General features: G+C 53.2%; 18 protein-coding genes. 6 read left to right on the top strand and 12 right to left on the bottom strand.

Going from position 1 to position 24,115, the window contains the following annotated elements; all coding sequences use genetic code 11:
* Window positions 1-198: 198 nt before the first annotated feature.
* The 4 genes from ACSPJT_RS09855 to ACSPJT_RS09840 form a co-directional block, all read right to left on the bottom strand.
* Entirely contained in the window at window positions 199-3,585 is a 3,387-nt protein-coding gene (locus ACSPJT_RS09855; protein WP_435892374.1) for a PVC-type heme-binding CxxCH protein, read from the bottom strand.
* 95 nt (window positions 3,586-3,680) lie between these two features.
* Entirely contained in the window at window positions 3,681-5,483 is a 1,803-nt protein-coding gene (locus ACSPJT_RS09850; protein ID WP_435892373.1) for a transglutaminase-like domain-containing protein, read from the bottom strand.
* Between the two features lie 13 nt (window positions 5,484-5,496).
* A complete protein-coding gene (locus ACSPJT_RS09845) occupies window positions 5,497-6,645 on the bottom strand; it encodes a hypothetical protein (protein WP_435892372.1) in 1,149 nt (382 codons plus the stop codon).
* Window positions 6,646-6,782: 137 nt separating this feature from the next.
* Window positions 6,783-7,235, bottom strand: coding sequence for a thioredoxin family protein (locus tag ACSPJT_RS09840; RefSeq protein WP_435892371.1), 453 nt, complete (start codon window positions 7,233-7,235; stop codon window positions 6,783-6,785).
* Between the two features lie 77 nt (window positions 7,236-7,312).
* Here ACSPJT_RS09840 and rdgB point away from each other — a divergent pair, with 77 nt between their 5' ends.
* Window positions 7,313-7,900 carry an RdgB/HAM1 family non-canonical purine NTP pyrophosphatase gene (gene rdgB / locus ACSPJT_RS09835; protein ID WP_435892370.1) on the top strand — a complete coding sequence of 196 codons (588 nt, stop codon included), beginning with the start codon at window positions 7,313-7,315 and terminating at the stop codon, window positions 7,898-7,900.
* 17 nt (window positions 7,901-7,917) lie between these two features.
* Here the strand turns inward: rdgB and nirD are convergent, their stop codons facing one another.
* The 4 genes from nirD to ACSPJT_RS09815 form a co-directional block, all read right to left on the bottom strand.
* Window positions 7,918-8,253: a nitrite reductase small subunit NirD gene (gene nirD / locus ACSPJT_RS09830; protein ID WP_435892369.1), complete on the bottom strand. Its 336-nt coding sequence runs from the start codon at window positions 8,251-8,253 to the stop codon at window positions 7,918-7,920.
* Window positions 8,254-8,277: 24 nt separating this feature from the next.
* Window positions 8,278-10,800, bottom strand: coding sequence for a nitrite reductase large subunit NirB (gene nirB, locus ACSPJT_RS09825; protein ID WP_435892368.1), 2,523 nt, complete (start codon window positions 10,798-10,800; stop codon window positions 8,278-8,280).
* 119 nt (window positions 10,801-10,919) lie between these two features.
* On the bottom strand, window positions 10,920-12,191 hold the full coding sequence (locus tag ACSPJT_RS09820) for a hypothetical protein (protein ID WP_435892367.1): 1,272 nt from the start codon (window positions 12,189-12,191) through the stop codon (window positions 10,920-10,922).
* A 20-nt stretch (window positions 12,192-12,211) separates the two neighbouring features.
* A complete protein-coding gene (locus ACSPJT_RS09815; RefSeq protein WP_435892366.1) occupies window positions 12,212-13,147 on the bottom strand; it encodes a LysR family transcriptional regulator in 936 nt (311 codons plus the stop codon).
* A gap of 147 nt (window positions 13,148-13,294) precedes the next feature.
* Between ACSPJT_RS09815 and ACSPJT_RS09810 the strand changes: the two genes are divergently transcribed.
* The 4 genes from ACSPJT_RS09810 (at window position 13,295) to ACSPJT_RS09795 (ending at window position 20,601) form a co-directional block, all read left to right on the top strand.
* Complete coding sequence (locus ACSPJT_RS09810) at window positions 13,295-14,767, top strand: NarK family nitrate/nitrite MFS transporter (RefSeq protein ID WP_435892365.1); 1,473 nt, start codon at window positions 13,295-13,297, stop codon at window positions 14,765-14,767.
* Window positions 14,764-16,557: a protein kinase domain-containing protein gene (locus tag ACSPJT_RS09805; protein ID WP_435892364.1), complete on the top strand. Its 1,794-nt coding sequence runs from the start codon at window positions 14,764-14,766 to the stop codon at window positions 16,555-16,557. Before ACSPJT_RS09810 ends, ACSPJT_RS09805 begins: the two co-directional genes overlap by 4 nt.
* Before the next feature lie 72 nt (window positions 16,558-16,629).
* Window positions 16,630-18,339, top strand: a complete 1,710-nt coding sequence (locus ACSPJT_RS09800; RefSeq protein WP_435892363.1) for a DmsC/YnfH family molybdoenzyme membrane anchor subunit — start codon at window positions 16,630-16,632, stop codon at window positions 18,337-18,339.
* A 24-nt stretch (window positions 18,340-18,363) separates the two neighbouring features.
* A complete protein-coding gene (locus tag ACSPJT_RS09795) occupies window positions 18,364-20,601 on the top strand; it encodes a molybdopterin oxidoreductase family protein (RefSeq protein ID WP_435892362.1) in 2,238 nt (745 codons plus the stop codon).
* On the opposite strand, the gene ACSPJT_RS09790 is transcribed toward ACSPJT_RS09795, so the two are convergent.
* Window positions 20,594-21,376 (bottom strand): hypothetical protein, encoded by a 783-nt coding sequence (locus tag ACSPJT_RS09790; protein WP_435892361.1) that lies wholly within the window; start codon window positions 21,374-21,376, stop codon window positions 20,594-20,596. The two genes, ACSPJT_RS09795 and ACSPJT_RS09790, sit on opposite strands and share 8 nt — an antisense overlap.
* 83 nt (window positions 21,377-21,459) lie before the next feature.
* On the opposite strand from ACSPJT_RS09790, the gene ACSPJT_RS09785 reads away from it, so the two are divergent.
* Window positions 21,460-22,557, top strand: coding sequence for a permease (locus ACSPJT_RS09785; protein ID WP_435892360.1), 1,098 nt, complete (start codon window positions 21,460-21,462; stop codon window positions 22,555-22,557).
* A 15-nt stretch (window positions 22,558-22,572) separates the two neighbouring features.
* Here the strand turns inward: ACSPJT_RS09785 and ACSPJT_RS09780 are convergent, their stop codons facing one another.
* The 3 genes from ACSPJT_RS09780 to ACSPJT_RS09770 form a co-directional block, all read right to left on the bottom strand.
* The gene (locus ACSPJT_RS09780; protein WP_435892359.1) at window positions 22,573-23,181 is read right to left on the bottom strand and encodes a hypothetical protein; all 609 of its coding nucleotides are present in this window, start codon (window positions 23,179-23,181) and stop codon (window positions 22,573-22,575) included.
* A 176-nt stretch (window positions 23,182-23,357) separates the two neighbouring features.
* Window positions 23,358-23,675, bottom strand: coding sequence for a Dabb family protein (locus ACSPJT_RS09775; RefSeq protein WP_435892358.1), 318 nt, complete (start codon window positions 23,673-23,675; stop codon window positions 23,358-23,360).
* Window positions 23,676-23,680: 5 nt separating this feature from the next.
* On the bottom strand, window positions 23,681-24,052 hold the full coding sequence (locus ACSPJT_RS09770) for an NADH-quinone oxidoreductase subunit A (protein WP_435892357.1): 372 nt from the start codon (window positions 24,050-24,052) through the stop codon (window positions 23,681-23,683).
* Between the last annotated feature and the right edge of the window lie 63 nt (window positions 24,053-24,115).

The following is a 24,115-nucleotide window of genomic DNA, read 5'->3' as shown; positions in this document are numbered from 1 at the left end:
TGAGAGTGTTTTGTAAGGTAGGGAAGATTGGCCCCAATCTTACGAGGCCAAAAGCTTCGTTATCCATTTTGCTCGTTCGCAACCGTTCAAGTTTAAGTCCGATACTATCAGGCCATGCATGCCCCACCAAGGTAAGGCGGAAAGCATAAAAAAGCCCGGCACACCGCTTGGCGTGCCGGGCTTTGGACAGATTGCGATTTACTTCACAATGATCGTGCCGCGCATGATCTGGGCGTGGCCGGGGAATGTGCAGATGAACGGATAAGTTCCCGGTGTCGTGGGAGCGGTAAACTCCATGACTTCGGTCTCACGTCTTTCCAGCATCTTTGAGTGATGCAGGATATCATCCGACTTCGGAATGAAGCCGAGTTTGAATCCTTCGGCTCCCAGTGCGATCGCAGCGGCGGCCACCTTGTCGGCTGTGCCTGGTTTGACAATCACGATGTTGTGAGGAAGGGCGTCGGGGTTGACGAAGGTCAGTTTGATCTTCTTACCGGCCTTAACGGTGACGGATTTCACATCGAACTGGAGTTTTTCGATCACGGTGTTCACGCGGATTTCAGTCAGCTGAGGGGTATCTTTCTTGATGCCTCCGGGGACGATTTTCATTTCCTCCTCTTTCTCGATCTTCAAAGCGCCTCTGGCTGGATCAGCTACGTCCCAGTGGTGTTTCACAGTGGCGGCAGCGATGCGGGCGTGTTGCTCGGGGGAGTTCAATACAGCGTCGAGCAGCTCGCGGTTACGCACGTTGAACTGTTGGTGAATCCAGAGAGCTTCCAGCAGGCTGTGAGCGTCTTCCTTTTTCTTGGAGTCCAACTGCTTGACCCACTTTTCAGTGGCGGCGATGACTTCCTTGGCATCACGGTTGCTGAGTTCAATGCGCGTGCGATGGCGGATGCTGTTAGTTGGGTGTGTTAGGTTTTTCAGCAGGTCCTCGATGCTGGCACCCGCGATTTTGACCGACTTCTGCAGTGGTTTCTTGGTGTAAACCATGCGGTAGATACGACCGTGTTTGTGGTCGCGATTGGGGTCGCGCACGTTGTGCTGCATGTGGCCGATAATGACGTTGTGCCAATCGGAAACATAAAGAGCTCCATCGTCTCCAAAGACGGCGTCGGTAGGGCGGAAGTTCTTGTCGTCACTGCGGAGGAAATCATCGGTGGGTGTGCCCCAGACTTCGCCGAACTTATACTTCTTCTCCTCGAATCCTTCGCGATGCAATTTGTAACGCTTCAGGCCGAGATAGCCGATGGTGTTGCAGACGACAAAGTCCTGCTGCATTTCATCTGGGAAGTTTGTGCTGGAGAGCACTTGGTCACCTGCAACGGGTCGCACTTCCTTGTTCACCAGTGGATACATTTTGAAACCTTTGCCGCTGGGGCGGACTTGATAGGAGCGGCCACCGGTGCCGTCGTTGGCAAAGTGGTAGCCCCAGTAGTCGAAGGCAATACCGTGTGGGTTAGGGCTGTTGTTGGCGTGGAATGCCACGGTGTGTCTGCGTGGGTCAAAACGGAACATCGCAGATGCGGTGGTGTTCAGCGATGGACCCCAGGGGTGTTCATGGTTGTGAACCAAGAACACACCACTCTGCCAGTAGATGCCGCCGTCTGGGCCCATGACCAAGTTGTTAGCTGCGTGGTGGGTATCGGATGTGCCGAATCCTTGCAGAACGATTTCTCTAACATCGGCAACGTCATCACCATCGGTGTCCTTCAGGAAAATAAGGTCGGGCTGGGTGGCAACGAGTACGCCGCCGTTCCAGAACTCAAACCCTAACGGATTGTGCACGGTGGCAAATTTCTTCACCTTGTCCGCTTTGCCGTCGTTGTTAGTGTCTTCAAAAATGAGCAGAGCATCGCCGGTTTTTTCAAGTGGCTCCCATTTCGGGTAGGTTGGCCAGACTGCGGCCCAGATGCGACCTTTGGCGTCGACCTGCATCTGCACGGGGTTCACCAGCTCGGGGAACTCTTTTTCAGAGGCGAAGACATTGACTTTAAAATCCTTCGGGTGATTCAGTTTTTTCAAACCTTCCTCAGCACTAAGGTATTTGAGACTGCCTTCTTTGGCGGCACTGGAGCTTTTGGAACCTCCACCAACGTTGGAGATGACTTTGATCGGTGCGGGCACGTTGGTGTCTGTGACGGTGTATTTTTCACCTTTGGCAATTTCCCAGATACCTTTGTCACGGTTGGCTGTCATGACATCGAGCATAACGAGCTCGTGCTGAAGCACGGTTGCGTTGGTCTGGCCGTCGACGAAGCTGAGCGTTGATCGGCCACCCCAGATGTCATTGCCGTCAGTGGCGCGGTAGCGGTGGTGCCAGTAGTGGTTTTTCTCTTTCACCATCTTGCGCAAGCCCTCCAGCGACGGCGATGCGATGACCTTGTCTTTCAGCAGGGTGGATGCGATCACCTCGGCGATCTGGCGGTTGCCTTCTTCGTTCAGGTGGACGCCATTGATGGTGAGAGGTTTGTCACTCTTGCTGTAGAGTTCCATAGATGGGTGGAAAAGGTCGACGAATTCGACTCCGGCGGCGGCAGCAGCCAGGCGAGTGGCTTCGGTGATGGCAGCGAGACGTTTGTTGCGCGCCTTGCCGTTCGGTAAATTCGGGTCGTTTAGATTTTCAAATGCGATGGGGCTGAAAAGCACGATGCGCACGATGGATTTTCCGTTAGGCTGAATCGACCGATACCCGGCGATCATTTTTTCCAACTTCTTCTGATAGTCGGATGGCTTAGTGTCATAGGATTCGTTGTAGCCGAAGAAGGAGAAAATCACATCCGCTTTAACATGACGGAGGTAGTTCGCTTCGGGCATGAAACCTTTTGATCGAGGACGCTTGTCGACGCGGTCGCCGCTGAGGGACATGTTGCGGAACTCGATCTTACGGCCCTCTGTGGCGGATTGAATCAGGGTCTCTAACCAAGCATCATGCTGCATGCGATCAGGCAGACCGTTTCCTACGATGGCGATGGTATCATCCTGATTGAAAACAAAAGGAGTGGGGTCACGATATCCTTCAGGCACTTCCACCAAGTTCGACTTTGATCCGTCTTCGAAGAAGTATGCAATTTGGGGAGCCTTGCCTCTCTTGCGGAATTTGATGTTCATGGAGCCGGCCTTGGCCTCGATGTCTTTCTTCGTGAAGACAGGTTTGTTGTCTTTGTCCAACAGAGTCAGTGTGAAGCCATTCAGGCGGTTACTTAAATCCTCACCGCGGTTGTAGATGATGATTTCGTTGATCGTCTGGGCTTTGCCTAGGTCGAGCTGCCACCAGGGATTTTTTGTGTTGGAGCCACTGTCTAAGGTGTGAGTTTGGCCTCCATTGCTGTAGATTGGGGATTTGTTACCGTCGATAGCTTTGGCTGCTGGCCCGCTGGCATTGGAACTGGACTGGCTGGCCTTGCCGCTGGGCGCGATATTTTTACCTTTGCTCAGAACCTCAACTTCGGCGAGGGTCAGGATTCGGTTGTCACCGGGTAATTCAATGCGGACGTATCGGGCGGTTTCGGCGGCAGTCGCTGCTGACATGGAGCATGCCAGCACGGAGAGCGCTGCTGTGATCGTGAGTTTTCGATGGATCATGATAAATAAGAGTGGGTATGATACGACCCGATGAACAGGATCTTTTCCCTGAGATTGAAAAAACACCCAAAACGCCGAAGCGATTCAGCCGTTTCCTAAATGACTTCAGCCCCGGAATCAGCCGTGTTTCTCCACTTCCGGATCGTCCGATTAAGCTGCTTTTCCGTGCGGGTATCTTTTTCCGCATCGCCGTAAAGCACCCCGTAGTGATAGGCTAACAGGTTGTCGGCAAATTCCGGTGCTCGATTTGACTTCGCCAGAGTTTCAATATGCTGCCGCAAAGTCCGGCCCAACGGCATCGGGTGGCCGAGCGCAGCACAGGCTTGTTTGAAATGGATTAAATAGCTGGGCTGAACGTGGCTGAGAGGTCGACCGTCGGGGGCTGTCTCAGCCTGTCCTCTATAGCGTAGGATCAGGAAGACTAGAGCGACCAGGCTGACAACGCCAAGTGCGATGCCGATCGCGACCCGATTGACTCCTGCGCCTAAACCGATTCCTGGATCATTGCTGTCGCTGTCATCACCTGACGTGTCAGAGGCGAGAGCTTCTTCCGGATCGGGGGCGATTTCATCATCGGGCGCGGTGTGGCTTTCGGGAATGGCATCGTCATCAGGTGGGGTGGTGTCAAAAACCACCCAGCCGTGTCCCTGCAGTTTGATCTCGGTCCACGCATGGGCATCCTTGGCACGAAAGACAAACATGTTTTGAGCTTGGTATAATTTACCACCAGACCAGCCGTAAGCGATCCGACTAGGCACTCCCATTGCCCGACAAAGCATCGCCGCTGCCGTGGCGAAGTGTTCGCAGTAGCCGCGTTTTTCCTGATAGAGAAAATTCTCCAAGGGATTGGCTCCGTTTTCATTGGTGGTTTCCAATGAGTATTCGTAGTTGTCCTGAAGGTGATGCTGAAGTGCCAGCAGTCGGCTTGCTGTGTCTGGCTTGTTTTCGAAGAGTAGTGCGGTTTGCTTCAGCTGTTCCTCCAGCTGGCTGGGAAGGTCGAGTTCGCCATCGGCGGCGACAGCGGGAGTGAGAGTCTCGTCTAACAGGTTGCTGAGGTGTATGGGTTTGGAACTGGCGATGTAATTGTAGCCAGCTGTTGGATCATCGGAAACTGGTAGTAAATAAAGGGACTCCGCCAGCTGTGTCAGCTCGCTGATATCGGTGGAAACCGCACCGTGCAGGGCAGTGAATACGTTCTGACCGGTGGGATTGGCCGCGTGATAGACTCGGTGACGAATCACTTCGCTTTCATTGCTTTCGGTTCTGTTAGGAAATTGGATCGGTGCCAGAAGACGAGTCCGGGCAGTTGGTGCAGCGGACCATGAACTGCCATTGAATTGGGAAAATGCGAAGGCCCGCAGATGGATACGCGAGTGCAAGAGTTTGGCTGCATCCTCAGCGTTCTCGAGCTCCACAAAGACCTCAGGTTTATTACTGGGTTTGTGATTACTGCGTTTTGGCAAGTCACGCTCTAAGGTGTTAGGTTTGAAAATCCATGGGCCGGATTGTTGACCGTCAAACTTGAGGTCTTCCCCATTGCCACTTGCCCCGTTGCCAGTGCCCCCGGCTTCCAATTCAATGCCGCTTACCCTTTCCTTTACGACCAATGCGAATTCTTGTGCCGGACCAGCCAGGGTGCTGGTCAATGCGACAAAACAAGCCTCGGTGAAAACGATCGCAGCGCCGAGACTGAAGTAGTCTAATAAAGTGGCCTTGCGCAGGCTGAACATGCGAGCTCGCCTCACCTCTCCCTTGCGCCGGGTTCCCCAGATGGCTAAGCCTGCGACCAGTGTGGCCACGGCTAAACAACTTCGCAGCAATAATCCTGGACCCCCCGGCCACCCTCGGAGCAAGGCATAAGCCCCGGCTACGGCAACGATGAGGGTGAGAGAGCGCATGGTGATGGGTAGGTTAGGCGGTGGCCGCTTGTAGGGTTCGATTACGATACTTCACCTGGCGGATGTCCACAATCAGTGTGTGCGGATGCTTGGAAAGGAGATGCTGCCATGACTCCGGTGCCATGTCCGAGATGATCATCAGGGTATGATCTGAAGAGACCGACCGAAGAGTTTGCTCAAGGTCATGCGCCTCGGTGCCACGAGCACGACGGACTCTGGCTAAGCGGCAAAGACACTCTACCAGTTGTTTTCGAGAGGTGCAGAGTATCGGTTCCCAATGGTTGAAATCCGCAGAAAGCACCCAGGGAATACCATTGGTTTGAAGTTCTGTTAGTGATCCGGCGAGTAGGGATAGCGCCCTTTCAAAGCGATCCTCCCGGAGCAGTTCACCGCCCGTGGCAAAGGAGTGGAATACCACATGGCAATGATCCGGATGAAACCCAGGTGGATCATATTCGCGAACTCGCAGAGTGTGCCCACGTGCCAGAGCCCTAGCAGATGCCGGCCAATGGATATGGCGGGCCGAGTCTCCTGCCTGCCATGGCCGGATACCACGAGGTTCGCCAAAGGTATGGCCAGCAGCACAGCCACTGCGCGGCACGGCATCGTGCATTGAGCCATCGCTATTCAGTTCCAGAGGGACAATAGGCCTCGGTGTGATGGTGAGTTCGTGATGAATCTCCAGCTGTCTATGAAGTTTGAAAAGCCCTAACGGAAATGAGCTGGTCAATTGTACCGGATGGGATTCTGTAAATCCGCGACCGCGCACAGTCACCTGCTGCTTGAGGCGTGCGGCCGATCCAGATGCTGTCCATGGTGCCAGTGCCTCGACGCTTGCCCCCCCGTCTTTGCGCCCTCCCGCTCCCAGAAGGTTTAACCGGACTTCGGTATTGAAGCCGTCGAATAGTGCTCGATGGTTGTATAAGGTCAGTTCGAGATCAAAGGGAATGCCAGCACTGACCCGATGAGGCATCATCAACTTGGTCTCCATCTTCTTGAGGCTGATCCTACCTAACAGCCATGCCAGAATGAGCAGCACAACACCACAAAGCCCCAGCACGATCAGGAATCCATCTGCCAACAACATGCCCCCAGCTACCAACGCCACAGAGCCACCGGCAAGGACGGCTCCACGTGTAGTGAGAGGGCTACGTTTTTTCATCACCCCGATATTCTGGCAGCTGGGCTCGCTGAGAAAAGCACGGAATCCATCCCTAGCCTGGATGCGAAAATAAAAACGGGCCGCGTGATAGCATTCACGCGGCCCGTAGAAATGATCTTTGTGATCAGAGGACTGGGTTAGTCCATGTCTTTCTTCTCAAGTGACTCGTTCAAGTGAGCGATGAATTTGTCAACGTCAGGGAACTGGGAGGCAGAGAAACGTGTGAACTCTTTGCCTTCTTTGTCAAAAAGGATGACGGTAGGCACTCCGCGGACGCCGTATTTTTGAAGCACGGCACTGTTCTTTTTCTTCAACTCAGGGTCCTTGTTAGGGATGTCGATTTTGACGAGGATGAAGTTTTTGGAAGCTTGTTTGACGAACTCAGACTTAGAGAAAACCTTTTTGTGCATCATGATGCATGGTGGGCACCAGTCGGATCCGGTGAACTCGACCATCACGGACTTGTTCTCTTTTTTGGCTTTGGCAACGGCGGAGTCGACGTCGGTCATCCAGCCTTTATCGGCTAGTGCGGTCCCTGCGAGAGCGGTCATGGCAAAGGCAGCGGCGAGGATATGTTTAATTGCTTTCATCACAGGTTAAACGTCATGCAGCCGTGTTTTATTCCAAATTTCTCGAAAATTCCTGTTTGGAATGCTAACGCTCATGCATGCAAAAACTGCTTGTTGCCACTGGAAATGCCCACAAAACCGAGGAAATCCGCGCCATGCTCGGTGCTGGTTACGAGGTCACCGATTTAAAGTCTCATCCGGAACTTCCCAAGGTCGATGAGACTGGCACTACTTTCTTGGAAAATGCCACCTTGAAGGCTGTCGAGATCAGCCGAGAAGTTCCGGGGCTGATTCTCTCCGATGATTCCGGGCTCGAGGTGGACGCTCTCGGCGGAGCTCCTGGTGTTTACTCCGCACGATATGCCGGTGAGGACGGCAACGATGAAGCGAACAATGCCAAGCTGCTCACCGAGCTGGCGGATGTAGAAGAACGCAGAGCACGATTTCGCTGCGTGATGGTGCTGGCGGAAAATGGCGAGACGCTCGCACACTTTGACGGTGCTGTGGAGGGCCGAATTATTACAGAACGGCTCGGTGACGGTGGCTTCGGCTACGATCCTCTTTTTGTCCCCGAGGGCCATGAACAATCATTCGCCGAGCTCGGTGATGAGGTGAAAAACACCCTCAGTCACCGCGCTCGTGCGATGGAAAAAGTCTGTCGTTGGCTGGCCGATAGGAATAGCTAACAACCGATCATTTTAAATCATGCTGCAATGATCAGCTCCCCATCGACTTCTTGGATAGGGTAGGTCTGTAACATATGCCCGGGATCATTCAGACACATGCCAGTTTCCAGCGAGAAGTGGTGTTTGTGCAGCGGGCAGGCGACGTAGGGCACGCCGTTTTCATCACCCACGAGTCCACGTGAAAGCACCATACGCTGGTTGATGGGATTGTAGTTCTGCACGGCATACCACTTGCCCTCTGTGGGGAGGTGGAAGACGGCAATTTGGGTATCACCTACCTTGACGCAGGTTCCGAGATGGAGCGGGAAATTATCAACACTCCCTAGGTTGGTCCAATTGGTTTCGGTTATCATGTTTATCTGTTGGTTTAGATTTTGTTAGGCGCTGGCGAGTGCGTCTTCGTCACTGGTTTCGTTCAAGCGTGCCGGGCTGATTTGATCGCGCACTTTGACAAAGTCGACGGTTTCATCCACATCGTCAGTATTTGAAAAGGAACGGAATCGTTTCATTTTCTCAGGATCGTTGATCGCATTGGCCCACTCACACTCGTAGGTGCTGACGAGGTGTTCCATCTGTTCTTCGAGCTCGGCGCAGATGCCGAGGGAGTCGTTGATGACTACGTCTTGAAGATGCTTCAGGCCGCCATCGAGCTTGGTCATCCAGGTGGATGTGCGCTCGAGTTTCTCGGCGGTCTTGATGTAATACATCAGGAATCGGTCGATGTACTTGATCAGTGTTTCGCGATCGATGTCGGAGGCAAAGAGATCGGCGTGGCGTGGGTTCATACCGCCGTTGCCGCAGACGTAGAGGTTCCAGCCTTTTTCCGTGGCGATGATGCCAAAGTCCTTGGAGCGGGCCTCGGCACACTCGCGGGCGCAGCCGGAGACACCGCCTTTGATTTTGTGTGGAGAGCGGATGCCGCGGTAACGTTTTTCCACATCGATGGCGAGGGTGGTGGAGTCCTGGACGCCAAAGCGGCACCAGGTGGATCCAACGCAGGATTTCACCGTGCGCAAGGCCTTGCCGTAAGCGTGACCGGATTCAAATCCAGCCTCGATGAGTTCCTTCCAGATGGCAGGAAGCTGATGCACCCTAGCGCCTAACAAGTCAATCCGCTGACCGCCGGTGATCTTCATGTAGAGATCGTATTTTTTCGCCACCTGACCGATGACGATGAGCTTGTCTGGAGTGATCTCACCGCCGGGCACCCGTGGGATCACTGAGTAGGTTCCGTCCTGTTGAATGTTGGCGAGGAAGGTATCGTTGGTGTCCTGAAGTTGAGCGTGTTCGAGAATCGGTTTGTTCCAGGTGGATGCGAGGATGGAGGCCACGGCAGGTTTGCAGGTTTCACAACCAAGTCCGGTGCCGTGTTTCTCCAAGAGTTCTTCGAAGCTCTGGATGTGTGTGGCTCGCACGATCTGATAGAGTTCGCTGCGGGAGTGATCGAAGTGTTCACAGAGGCGATTGCTCACAGTCACTCCGTTCTCTAACATCTTGGCTTTGAAGATGTCCGTCATCAGTGGCACGCAGCCGCCACAACCGGTTCCGGCCTTGGTGCACGCCTTAAGCTCTCCGATGGAACTACAGCCATTATCGATGGCGGAGCAGAGTGTGCCTTTGGTGACAGATTCGCAGGAGCAAATCTGAGCATCGCTGGGGATGTCATGCGCTCCCATGGCTGCGGTGCCTTCACTGGCAGGCAGAATGAGCTGAATAGGCTCAGGTGGCATGGCCAGACCGTTCTGGTAGATCTGCAGAAGACCACCGTAGGCTGAGGCGTCTCCGACAAGAATACCGCCTAACAGTTTCTTTCCGTCCTCGCTGATGACGAGTTTTTTGTAGAGCTGGCTGTGCGGATCGTTGATCACGATCTCGCGGGCGTTGGAGTCAGCGGGTGCTTCGATGGCACCGAAGCTGGCTACGTCCGTGCCGATGAGTTTCAGCTTGGTTGACATGTCCGCGCCTTCGAAGCTGGCTTCCTTTCCTAACAAGAGATCGGAAACGGCGTCCGCCATCTGGTAGCCAGGTGCCACAAGTCCATAGATCATGCCTTCGTATAGGGCGCACTCGCCGATGGCGAAAATGTTAGGGTCGCTAGTGAGTAGGTAGCTATCGACATTGATGCCACCGCGCTCGCCGACATCGAGTCCGGCGTCACGAGCAAGTTCATCACGCGGGCGAATGCCGGCAGAAACGATGATCATATCGACATAGAGTTTACTGTCATCAGTGAACTCCATCGCGGTGACCCCATCTTTACCAGCGATGTTTTTAGTGGCCTTGTTAAGGTGAACCTGAATACCACGATCTTCGATGATGTCCTTGAGAAGAATACCGGCATCCTCGTCCAGCTGCCTCGGCATTAGTCGTGGAGCGAACTCGACCACATGGGTTTTGAGTCCCAGGTCCTGCGCAGCCTTGGCGGCTTCCAGACCTAACAGTCCACCACCAATAACGGCGCAGGTTTTACTGTTTTTGGCGTATGCCTTAATCGCATCGAGGTCTTCGATGGTACGATAGACAAAGACTCCTTTTTTATCGATGCCAGGCACAGGTGGAACAAAGGCGGATGAGCCAGTGGCCATCACCAGCTTGTCATAAGGAACGACCTTGCCGGATGCCGTGAGCACCCGCTTGTTTTTACGGTCAATATTCGTGGCTAGCTCGTTGACATGAAGTTCCACTCCGTTGTCCTCGTACCAATTGAACTTGGCCATAGCCAGATCATCGGCGGATTTGCCCGCGAAGTATTCGGATAAGTGGACCCGGTCATAAGCGGGTCGCGGTTCTTCGCAGAAGGTGACGATCTGGCAGCGCTTTTCAGTGTCTTTATTGACAAGGCGCTCACAGAATTTGTAGCCAACCATTCCGTTGCCGATGACGATGATTCTTTCTTTCATAGTAGTCTGGGTTTGAGTTTTAAGTGTCTGGAAATATCCCTCACCAGAGCTTTCAGCATGTGGCATGCCATTTGGCTCACCCGACCATGAATGAACCTCATGAAGATTATGAGATGTCGCTAGTAGGTGAAATCCAGCTGTAGCGAGAACTGGCTGACATCGTTGGCGAAGGCGGTGTCGTCGTTGGCAAAGAACTGGGCAAACTTGGCAATCAGCTTGGTGTTCTCAGCGATTTGTTTCACCGCTACGGCATCGATTTCCCAACCGTAGAAATCGTCGAGTTCATCATCAAAGAACGCGTGGGCGGTAGCGGAGAGTTTGATGTCATAGGGGGCCTGTGTGGAAATGCCGGCGTAAACGTCGGTGAGTCCGTTCCATTGCGCCGGGCCACCAGTCAGGCCGAGTCGGTCGTTGATGAAGACATCAGCGAAGCCGTTGAATGCGTGGACAGTGGCGAGCGGAGTGACGAAGTCTTGTTCTAAGTATTCAACGCCGGTAACAAAGGTGTAGTCGCCGGACTTTTTGCTGAAGTTCACGTGTCCGTAGAGGGCGGTGTAGTCGGGTTGCTGGCCGGACTCGTTCTGGGCGGCAACTTCGAGGTGGTAGGAGCCGTGATCGAAGTTGAGATCGGTGAAAGCGCCGTAGGTGTTGTTGCTGGCGCGTGCGAACTGCTGCTCAGAGAAGTCCATCAGGTAAATGTAGCCGTGCACTGAGTGTTTACCGATTTTCCAGGCGGCATTGAGCAGATGCACATCACCTTCAAGCGCTTGCACCGCGCCTGTGGCATCATTTCCAAAGATCCGGTTAACTCGATTGGCATAGGCATACTGCACAGTGAGCGGTCCAGAGGTGTAGCTGACGAGAGCGGCATCGAGCGTTTGTTCGTTTTGGCGCCAGCCGACGTTTCCAATCATGGAAGCATTGTCGAGAATGAGTCGCTGACGTCCGGCGCGTAGCAAAAGTGAGTCGCTATGATACTGGAGATAGAGCTGATTGAGCTCGTTGTTCTCGGGATCACCGATGACTGTGTTCCCTGGCACGTAGGGATCGAAGCGTGCAGACTGGGGAGTGCCGACCTGGTAGTCATCGATCAATGCGAGCGTGTGCTCGGACTGGATAAATGCGGAAAAACCAGTGTCTCGGCCGATTTGTAAGCCGGGTCTTGCACGCAGTGTTAGAGCATGTGAGTTATCGAGTCCCTGCTCGTTGCGCATTTCATAACGCAGCCGTGATTCAAGTGAGAAACTCAGCCACGGTGGCGTTGGTTCGGGAATGTCAGCGGCGGGTGTTCCGGCAGAACAAGGTAGAGTAATAAGGCTGATGAATAGCAGTGATTTAACCATGATACTGCCGTTAGCAGTGCCTGTGCCATCGTGATGTGGCTGAATCACATGATCATCATGAGTCTAAATCATGCCGTAGCCGGTTCGACGGTGCCTGCTTGAATGGCGGCCTCAAGGTGCTCTTTACAGATGGTGATGAAGTCCTCCTCGGGCAGCGCGAGCGTTTTGTGAGCAGGCGAGAAAACACCCCACTTCCGTTTTGGTGGGGGAGTGGAAATGGGGTGTGATGTTAGACTGCCATCTTCAATTTCACGTCTTGCAACCCAGCGAGGAATGATGCCCACACCCATATCAAGTTTGGTCATTTCCTTGATCGCCTCCATGTTTCCTAACGTCAGCGGCTGGTGATGCTGGATCACGTGTTCGTTAAAGTGGCGGGTGACCAGGCGCTTGGTTTCACTCTTAGCCGAATAGGTGATCAGTCGGACATCTGAGAGTTCCTTGCGCATCGTCGGTTCCTGTTTGGTCCAAGGGTGGCCGGTGCTGGTGATGAAGCAGAGTTCATCGTCGGCAAGTGGGGTGAAAATAAACTTCTGGTCGGGCAGTGCCTGCTGAATCCCAAGTCCGAGGTCGGCTTGTCCATCGTTGATCATTTTTAAGATTTCAGAGGTGTCACCGATGCTGACAGAGACCTCGCATCGAGGGTGTTTTTCATAAAAGTCCTTCAGCGCTCCGGGGAGCACCAGCTGACAAATGGAGTCTGGCACGCCGATGTGAATGGATGTGTATCCCCACTGTTTGAGTTTGGCGAGTTTGCTAAGGCCGGTCTCCAATTCGGCAACCACCCTCTTGGAGTGGTGCAGGAAAACTTCGCCGTAAGGCGTGAGAATGATGCGCTTGCCCATACGTTCGATCAATGGGCAGTCGAGCTGTTTTTCCAGTGCCTTAATGGAGTGGCTGACGGCTGACTGAGTGATGAAACAAAGCCTCGCAGCCGCTGTGAACGACCGCGTTTCCTCTAAAGCGATGAAGATGTTGAGCTGCCGGATATCAGGTAAATTCATGGTTACAAAAGTATGGATTAAAATGTCAGGAGTCATAACCTAAGCAGGAGGCATACCATGTTTGCCGATTAGTTGTATTCATGGTTAAAATGAATCGTCTGATGGCCTTGGATGAGCGGTTGGCACGCACGGTGCTTGGCTGCTGGCATGAGCACAACACGCCTCAATCCACTAGATGTAAAAAACCCGAGTATCCGCACCTTGCATTTTACCTGGGTGGCTTTTTTCATAACTTTCGTAGTATGGTTCACTCACGCGCCGCTCGGCTCGGTTCTGACCGAGGCCTTCGGACTGAGCAAGGCGCAGTGGAAGGCGCTGCTGATCTTGAATGTGGCTCTCACGATTCCCGCCCGTGTGGTGATCGGCATGCTGGTGGATAAGTTGGGACCGCGAAAAACTTACAGTGCTCTGTTAGTTATCTCAGGTGGTTTGTGCGCATGGTTCGCTTCGGCACAAACCTACGAGCAGCTGGCGATGGCCCGCTTTGCGATGGGCTTTGTGGGTGCCGGCTTTGTCATCGGTATTCGCATGGTGGGTGAGTGGTTTCCCGCTCGCCAGGTGGGTCTTGCTGAAGGAGTTTACGGTGGCTGGGGGAACTTCGGTTCAGCCGCTGCCGCGATGAGCATACCTAGCATCGCTTTGGCATTCGGGGGTGAAAACGGCTGGCGCTATGCACTTTATAGTATTGCAGCCATAGCATCGCTTTATGGCATCTTCTACTACATCGTAGCGCGTGATACGCCGAAGGGATCGACCTATTTCAAGCCCAAGAAAAGTGGCGGCATGGAGGTCAGCACGCCGCGTGATTTCTACTTCTTGCTGGCGATGACCGTGCCAATGTATCTGGCGCTGGCTGTTCTGGCATGGAAGTTGTCACCATCAGGTGTTGGTCTGTTAGGTCAGACAGCAGTGAACATTATCTACGTTGGTCTTTTCCTTCTCTACATACTGCAGACGTCACAAATTTACCGAGTGAATAAGGAGATGCTGAAAAACGGAGGTGTAGGAGAGATGTTCCGTTTCAAGTTCAAGCAAGTCGCGATCCTGGATCTGAACTATTTTGTCACCTTTGGCTCTGAGTTGGCAGTGGTATCGATGTTGCCATTCTTCTTCATGGATACCTTCGGCCTGAGTGCGGTCACAGCGGGTCTTCTCGCTTCCGGTTTCGCCTTTATGAATCTGGTCGCTCGTCCGGCTGGTGGTTTGATTTCCGATAAATTGGGCCGCCGGAAAAGCCTGTTAATCTTCATGGTCGGTCTTGCGGTTGGCTATTTCATGATGAGTCAGATCAATGCTGGCTGGGCGATTCCTGTTGCAGTGATGGTCACCATGATTTGTTCGTTCTTTGTGCAGTCCGGCGAGGGTGCCGTGTTTGCCATCGTGCCATTAGTGCAGCGCCGGATGACCGGGCAGATCGCTGGCATGGCAGGTGCCTACGGAAACGTTGGAGCGGTTGTTTTCTTGACCATTTTCTCCTTTGTGGATGCCTCCACCTTTTTTATGATCATTGCCGCATCGAGTTCGGTAGGATTCATCGCCACGATGTTCCTGGATGAGCCTGAAGGTCACGTCGCCGAGGTAATGCCTGATGGATCGGTCGAAATGATCGAAGTATCATGAGTAAAGTTACCCATTGCCCTCCGGTTGCATCCGGTGCGAATATGTCTGTGATGCACAATCATTCTGCCGCCCCGTCCCGACTTTGTGTCGAGGCGGGGCAGTGTTCGTTAAGAGGACCAAAGGAGGAAAATGAGGACTGCACCGGAGTAAGAGTTCCGGACAACGCCGTGATCTCTGCCAAGGGCATTGCTGCGGTAGTGGCTGACGGAGTTAGCGCAGCGAGCGGTGGCAAAGTCGCAGGCGAGATGTGCGTGCAGGCCTTTCTGTCTGATTACTTTTGCACGCCCGAAACATGGACCGTGAAGACCTCAGCACAACGAGTGTTAGATGGTCTGAATCGCTGGCTCTATGGCCAAGGCAGCGCGGAGGGACTGAGTGATGAGAAGGGTTACGTATCCACCCACAGCTCACTCGTGCTGTGCTCGCGCACCGGGTTCATCTTTCACATTGGCGACTCGCGTATCTACCGAGTGCGGGGAGGGCAGATTGAGCAACTGACGCGTGATCACCGGTCCGCTGTTTCCAATACAAGTTTCTTGAACCGTGCAGTAGGTCTCAATCTCAGTTTGAAGGTGGACTACCGTGAGGTCGATCTCGAGGTGGGCGATCATTTCATACTCTGCACCGACGGCGTGCATGATTTCATCAGCGACAAGGAAATCTGTCGCGGAGTGAACTCTGGAGAAAGTCTGGATGATGCAGCCAAACACATCGCACAACGAGCGTTGGATGCCGGAGGCGATGATAATGCGACCTGTGTGATCCTGCGTATCGATTCTCTGCCGGATAGTAATTATGACGAGGCACAGCGCGTCATCAGCGATCGGCCATTTCCTCCTTTGCTTGCGCCGGGGATGAAAATGGATGGTCTGGAAGTTGAGGAGGTGTTGGTGGAAAGCAGCCGGAGTCAGCTTTACCGTGTTAGGGATACCACTGATGGACGCGAGATGGTGATGAAGACACCGTCACCCAATTTTAAGGATGATCCGGAATATATTGAGCAGTTTGCTGCGGAGGAATGGGTGGGCAAACGAGTCGCTCATGAAAACCTTGTTAGGGTCATTGATCGCGATATCAAACCCACATATCTCTACTATCTGATGGAGTCGCTTGATGGCAAAAACTTGGCAACATGGCTTGATGGCCACGAGGGGCGGCCGCCGATCGATGATGTGGTAGCGATTGTGAAGCAGGTCGTCTCCGGCGTGCGGGCACTGCATCGCAAGGAGGTGCTGCATCAGGATTTAAAATTGGAAAACATCATCGTCGATGAGTCAGGCAAGGCGACTGTGATCGATTACGGATCATGCCGGATTGCAGGGCTGCGTGAGCGACTTGGCCGCACGAATGTGCAGGATGCTCTGGGAACACTCGATTTTTCAGCTCCCGAATACCGTATGCCCACACTCAGAAGCATCGGTCCACGTGCGGATCAGTTTTCCATCGCTATGATTGCCTACCACCTGCTGAGTGGAGGGAAGTGCCCGTATGGTGACAAGTGGGCGAAGGCAGCGAACGCGAAGGATTTCAGCCTGCTGGATTACGTGTCCGTTTACCACCATAACCCGATGGTGCCAGTGTGGCTGGACGGGGCTTTGGCCAGAGCGTTGAAAATCCAAGCCACCGCCCGCTATCCGGGTATGAGCGAATGGGTATACGATCTGGTGCATCCTAACGCGGCCTACTCTCTAGCGGCCTACCGTCCTTTGATCGAACGTGATCCAGTCAGGTTCTGGAAGATCATCTCAGCAGTGCTAGGGGCTTTGGTCATTTTGCTGCTGATCATCTAGTGTTCATCCTAAAGATGAATACTACTCATCTTCATGGGCTGCACTGGCATGGCTTGTGCTATATGGGTCACGATGCCTGCACTACTGAATCCGAAACACGAGGAAGAATCCCCGTCGGATAACCATACCCATGGCGTAGAGCAGGTGAATTTGATCGATCAATTACTGCGTGAGCAAAAAGAGCTGACTGCCGTCGAGCGCTTCAGCCAGAAACATGCATCGACCCCCGGTCACGCGCAGAAAAGTTACTACAAGGACCTGATCCCCATCCGGAAGCCTTCAACAGGCGAGCAGTATGCCTTTGAGGTGGATCTGGACAAATGCACCGGTTGCAAAGCCTGCGTTGTTGCGTGTCACAGCCTCAATGGCCTGAACGATAACGAAAGCTGGCGTGATATCGGCTCCATACGCGGTGTAGTGGATGGCGTTGCCGAGCAACAAACGGTGACCTCTGCCTGCCATCATTGTGCTGATCCTGCCTGCCTGAACGGCTGTCCGGTGGGAGCCTACGAAAAGGAAAAAGACACCGGTGTGGTACGCCATCTCGATGACCAATGCATCGGCTGCCAATACTGCTCCCTGAAGTGTCCGTATGATGTCCCCAAATATGACAAATCACTGGGGATTGTTAGAAAGTGCGACATGTGCCACGAACGTCTAGCCGAGGGTGAGGCTCCGGCCTGTGTGCAGTCCTGCCCGAGTGGTGCCATCAAGATCAAGGTTGTGCAAACCGCAAGCGTTCATGAAGCCGCCAAAGGTGGTCGCAGCATTCTCCCCGGAGCATTCCGTTCAGACTACACCAAGCCCAGCACCACATTCCGCAGCAAGCGCAAGCTGAACGAGACCATGCAGGCGAGTGACGAATACGAGCTGACTCCGGCTCACTCGCATCTGCCGCTGGTGACTATGCTGATGCTGACCCAGGTGGCCGTTGGTCTGTCACTGGTCGATTGCCTTGGCCGTTTTCTCGCGCCCGGTTGGTTCTCAGGGATGCACATCTCTTTGTTAGCTGTGGCCGTTTTGTTAGGTAAGGCAGGTTTGATCGCAAGCTTCACTCACCTTGGAAGTCCGATGGGTGCTTGGAGATGTTTTCTTGGTTTGAAAACCTCATGGTTAAGTCGTGAAGTGGTGCTTTTCGGTGCATGGATGCCTGCATTGATAGCTTCTCTCGCCGTTGCCGCATGGCCGCAACTGTCCACCTGGATTCCGGAGCCAGTGAGCGCGTTTCTGCCTGTAAACCTTCCTGGTTGGTTACCACTGGCGAGTTCGGTGATGGCAGTTCTCTTAGGTTTGGTCAGTGTGTTTTGTTCGGTCATGGTTTATGTCGATACCCGTCGAGCTTTTTGGTCGATGAGTCAGACCTTGGGCCGTTTTGGAGGCACGATGATGTTAGGTGGATTCACAGGCCTTTGTGTCGCTGAGCTGATGACCAAAGGGTCGGTCAGCTGGTTCGCGGTCATCGGGGTTTTGTTATCAGTTGCTGTGAAAGCCACGACGGAGATTCGCCAGCTGCTACCGGCCCGTGATATCGAATGGAGTTACGCTAAGAAAAGCGCACAGCTTCAGCTTCGGCCGCTTGGCAGAGTGCTTAGACTCCGCTGGATATCACTCAGCACCGCATTGATAACTGTCGTGTTAGCCTGCTTAATTCCTGCCAGTGCTGCTTGGTTGGGTCTGGCCGCTTTTATGATGCTGCTGGCGAGCGAATGGCTTGAGCGGAAACTGTTTTTCCAAGCCGTAGTCACCCTGAAAATGCCAGGCGAACTCAGCCGTGCGCATTAGGTGGCAATAGAGTATAATTAAACGATGGCCGGATCACGCAAATCACTCAAACAACTCATCCCACCTGTGCGGCAGTGGCATGGTCCTAAGACTGATCGTCTGGTGAGGAAGCCCGGAATGTTCGGTCTAGGTCAGGTGCCTGCGGGTGTGGTTCCGGACGCTACTACGACCATGGTCTGCGGGTTTTGCTCCACTGGTTGTGGTTTGAACATCCATATGAAAGACGGCGAAGCGGTTGGTCTAACACCGTCGACCGAATACCCTGTGAATCTTGGTATGGCCTGTCCCAAAGGCTGGGAGGCTTTGACTCCCTTGCAGGCAAATGATCGCGCGACTGTGCCGATGATGAGGGAGAAACGAGGTGGTCAACTAGAGGAGGTTGATTGGGACCGGGCACTGGTTGTTTTTTGCGAACGCTTCAAGGAGGTTCAGGAAAAGCATGGATCTGATTCGGTCGCCTTCCTCAGCACCGGGCAGATTGTCGCCGAAGAGATGGCTTTCCTAGGGGCCCTAACCAAGTTCGGCATGGGTATCAAGCATGGTGATGGCAATACACGGCAGTGCATGGCCACGGCGGTGGTTGCTTATAAACAAAGCTTCGGATTTGATGCGCCACCGTACACTTACCAAGATTTTGAAGAGTCGGATGTGATCGTTCTGGTGGGATCAAACCTCTGCATCGCCCATCCCATCATGTGGCAACGTGTTGAACGCAATCTCCACAACCCAGAGATCATTGTGATCGATCCACGGAAGACGGAAACGGCGGTGGCGGCAACTCAGCATTATCCCATTGCCCCGAAAAGCGATCTGATGTTTTTCTATGGTCTTGCACGCCTATTGTTAGAAAAGGGATATGTTGATGAGGAGTTTGTGGCAAAGCATTGCAATGACTTTGCTGATTTCCAGCAACACGTTGCAAAATTTACCGCGCAAGAAGTGGAGAAACGCAGCGGCATCTCCATACACCAAATGGAAAAGCTCGCCGATACCATCGGCCAAGGCAAACGGGTTTCCTTCTGGTGGACGATGGGCGTGAACCAAGGTCACGAAGCTGTGCGCACGGCGCAGGCGATCATTAACATAGCACTGATGACCGGGAACATTGGCCGACCCGGCACCGGAGCCAACTCGATCACCGGTCAGTGCAATGCGATGGGGTCGCGTTTGTTCAGCAATACCACCAATTTGTTAGGCGGTCACGATTTCGCTAATCAGGCCGATCGAGAAAAAGTCGCCGAAGCTCTTGCGATTGATCCGGCAGTCATTCCCGAAGAAACCGGCTGGGCTTACGATCAAATTATCGAGGGAATCCACGCTGGGAAAATCAAAGGTCTCTGGGTGGTGGCGACGAATGGCGCGCATTCCTGGATCCATCAGGACCGATATCGCGAGGCCATGGACAAGCTGGAATTTCTCGTGGTGCAAGACATGTATGCCACCACAGAAACCGTCGCGCAGGCTGATCTCCTGCTACCTGCCGCTTGCTGGGGAGAAAAAGATGGTGTGTTCATAAACTCGGAACGCCGCATCGGGTTGGTGAAAAAAGTGGCTAAGGCACCGGGCTCTGCGCTCTCTGACTTTAATATCTTCCGACTCATCGCCCAATACTGGGGCTGTGGAGAAATGTTCTCGCGCTGGAGTTCACCGGAGCAGGTGTTTCGTATTCTAACAAAGGTCAGTCGTGGCCAGCCATGTGATATTTCTGGGATTGATGGTTATCGTACACTTGATGACCTAGGTGGCATTCAATGGCCGTGTAGGGAGTCAGACTTGGATGGGCTGAATGCCGATAATCAGCGGCGGTTATTCTCAGACGGTCGGTTTTTCCATGCGGATGGTCGGGCGAAGTTTTTGTTCTCTGATCCGGTCGAGGTTGCTGAGCCGACCGATGATGAATTTCCATTCATTCTTCTAACAGGTAGAGGAAGTTCTGCCCAATGGCACACTCAGACACGCACCAAAAAATCAGCGGTGCTGCGCAAACTATACCCGCAGTCGATCTATGTGGAAATGCACCCTGACGATGCCGAGCGACTTGGCATTGGCCCCAATGACACGATCACTGTGTTGTCACGCCGTTCTGAAGTTGCTGCGACAGCGATGCTAACACCCACCGTGCAACCAGGGCAGTTGTTCATGCCGATGCATTATGCCAAGGCAAATCGGCTGACGATGGCCTCGTTTGACCCATTTTCCCGACAGCCGAGTTACAAGTTTTGCGCAGTGAATGTGACTACCTCAAAACCGGCATTCATTTAACTGTAGCTGTGGCGGTGATGTTCGCCGTGAACAGCAGACCAAGTTTGGTTCCGTCGAAATCGAAACTGTCTCGCAGCACTGCACGGGGAATGTGGAGGGTCGCAGTGCCCTTGGAAATCTTGATGTCCCCGCGCAGGGTGACCTGCTGAGTTTTTTTCATCGTGAGGTCCACTTTACGCCTCGGAACGGCTTTGGAGAGGACCAGTCCACGACCGCTAACATGTGAGTGGCCAAGCACGGTGAAGTAACACTGAGGAATCGCAAACGGCCCGGCTTTCTCCAAGCGGCTGGACTGTGTTATTGTGTTAGGTTTGATGTTGATGACGCCTGCGGGGATATCAACGGTGATATTTCCTACCAAGGCCCCCCAAGCGTAGTCCATGTGATAGGCTCCGGTGTTGGTAATCCGGATGTCTTTGATGGAAATGCGACGTTCTCCGGTCTTTGTATTGTCGGTGACCAAGACGGTGATTTTACCTTTCAGTGGGGCTGTATCCCGAGCAAGACGTGAGCCTAACATCGCCCCTTTGGGATCCATGCTGAGGTCAATCACGCCGGTTGTCCTTTTTTCATCAATATTGAAAATCCAGGTCTGCGTCTCTGGTTTTTTTGAAGGTGAGGGGATGGCTGGCGCTATCGGCTTGGGAGGAAGCTCTGGCACAGGTGAAGACAGACGCGCCACATGGTCATCGTTTTTCCAGAAACCACACGAGCTGAGAATACCACTGAGCAGCAGGATGAAGATGGTATTAGGTAGAGTAAGGGGAATTTTCATTGCTGGAGCTTGCGAGGAACACTGAAGCAGACTACAAAGAACTCGGCGAGGAGTTTGTCAGTCCTCTCTCCCATTTTCTAGTTATGTCCAAGAGCTGTTGTTCCGCGTCAAAAGCCGATGATCACGATCAGTCAGTTCATGGAGGGCCCGATGATGTTTGTTGCGGAACCAAGAAGGGGAAAATCGACTGGCTGCTTTGGGGATCATTGATTCTTTGTGCACTGGGTTACATCGCACACTTATTTTTAAATGGACTGCCACATCAGGCGGCACATTTCAGTCAGGGGGTTTTTGAATTGCTCAATAAAATGTGGTGGGGGCTTGCGCTTGGAATTCTCGCGGTCGGAGCCCTTGGTCGGGTTCCACGGCAGTGGGTGGCAGCGGTGTTGGGCAAGCCTGGTAGTATCCAAGGTGTGCTGCGCGCCATGTCAGCAGGTTTGATTCTTGATCTTTGTAACCACGGGATTCTGTTAGTGGCAATGAAGCTTTACGAGCGTGGAGCATCATTGGGGCAAACACTGGCATTTCTAATCGCCAGTCCTTGGAACTCGCTGTCACTGACCTTGATCCTGGTTGCCCTGATCGGCCTGAAGTGGACGTTGGTCTTTATCGCTTTATCCGGAGTAATCGCTGTGATCACTGGTGTTTGCGTAGAGATGTTAGTGAAAAAGGGGAGTTTGCCAGCGAATCCGAATCACGTCGAACTACCGAAGGATTTCCACCTGTGGCGTGAAATCGGAGCAGCATTCGGCAGAACCAAATTTGATCTGAACTACTTCAGTAGCATGATAAAAAATGGATTCGCCGAGTCCGGAATGATCCTGCGCTGGATTTTCTTCGGCACGGTGCTCGCCGCGGCAATCCGCGCCTTTATGCCTCAGGAGGTCTTTGGCGATTGGTTCGGCCCCACTTGGACGGGGGTTTTGTTGACTCTGTTGGCAGCCACCGTCATCGAGGTCTGTTCCGAGGGTTCCAGTCCGATCGCGGCGGATTTGGTGACACGCGCTGCTGCACCGGGTAACGGCTTTGCCTTCCTGATGGCCGGTGCTGCCACGGACTACACAGAAATCATGGCACTGAAGGAAACCACCAAATCGTGGAAGACCACCTTCATTTTGCCGATTCTGACCCTGCCACAGGTCGTTGTGATCTCATGGATCCTCAACGCCTGGGCGAATTGACGGGTCGGAGAAGCCCTATTTAGGATCTGATGTTTCTAGATCAGGTTTCTTGGCCTCAGCGGCTCCTGATGTGCCTGGATTGCGTGGTGTGATGACAATGGCGTGATTATCGTAGCGCACCCGTCCAGCCCCCTGATCAACAATGTAGTTCAGCAGCGTTTCCGCAGGAATATTGCGGAGGCGCAATGTGACAGTACGGCCTTTGAAGCCACCTGTTGGATCTTGCACAATGAAGTTAGGGGTCACTTTTTTGTTGGATACGCGTTCGACTTGGGCGGATAGCATTTCCAGTGATTCCTGCACAGTGGCCTGATCGAGGTCCACGACGGGGATGATGACTTTTTTCAGCGTCGCTTTACGTTTGCCAATCTCAAGTGAGTCCCGGTTTTCCAAGAGATGGAGTAAGTGTCTGCGCGCCTGAGTATGCTTGGGATATAAGCGGAGTACTTCACGGAAGCTGGTCTTGGCGAGGTCATACTTGCCTGCTTCCATCGCGACGATGCCTTGCTGATAGAGGCTGTTGGCCTGCGCTTCGCGTTCGGTGCGGTTTTGATTCTGGGCTGACGAGGAGGCGCAGACACCGAGTGTCAACGCCACTAGCAATGCTGTGGTTCTGTTTTTCATAACTGGATCATAGTTTGGTGTTAGATCACGATGAGGGAGGTGTGCCCGCATCATGACATTCGACGTACTATATCCGTTACAGAGAATACTGCAAAGGGGAAAATCTTTACCGCCAGGAGTCAAACGAGTGTATCGCCCACGCGGCGACTCCACGTAGGGAGTTTATTTTCCTACACTTAGGAATATTTCAGATCCTTGGAGGGGTCTGTCTGGAAGTCCATGGCGAAGCGCGCAGTGGTGTTGGGTTTGATCACCGTTTGCACGTACTTGAGGTGCTGTGGGTCTTCAACATACATGCGGAGCTTTTCCAAAGATTCCACCTCGACTGTGAGGAAGAACGGCCACTCGCCATTGGTATCGATATTTTTTCCCGAGCGCACACTGAGCACTTCCGGGATTTTTAGTAGCATGCTCCGTGTGGAGCGCATCATTTCCTCGAGCTTCTGGTCGTCGACCGTTGGCTTGAGTTTGAAAAATACAACGTGGTGGATCATGGCAATCAGGCGTTCCAAGTGAGCGCGCCTTTTTTCAACGCATAGATATAAGCCACAGCCAGGATACCCGCAAATCCGCAGACACTCCAGAACGCCATGGCGCTTTCCTTGATGAGGTCCTTAAATTGCACGGCCCACGGGTACATGAAGACGACTTCGATATCGAAGATCACGAACAACATCGCCACGAGGTAGAACTTCACACTGAAACGTGGAGCACCGTCACCGATGGGTTTCATGCCGCACTCGTAGGCACTTTCCTTGTCAGGATTCGGTTTGCCTTTTTTACCAAGCAGCAGACTCAGGCCTAACATCATTCCGGCGAAGCCAAGGGCGATGGTGCACTGCATAATGACGGGAAGATAGTTCTGGAGCATGGCGGATGAAAATGTGGGAAGTTGAATCTGTTAGTAAGGGCGGCGTCGGAGAATTTTACCGAG

It is taken from the genome of Oceaniferula spumae (assembly GCF_042849255.1).
In the GTDB taxonomy this organism is placed as follows: Bacteria; Verrucomicrobiota; Verrucomicrobiia; order Verrucomicrobiales; family Akkermansiaceae; genus Oceaniferula; species Oceaniferula spumae.
Note: the sequence above shows the minus strand (reverse complement) of the source record. Positions and strands in the feature narration are given on the sequence as shown.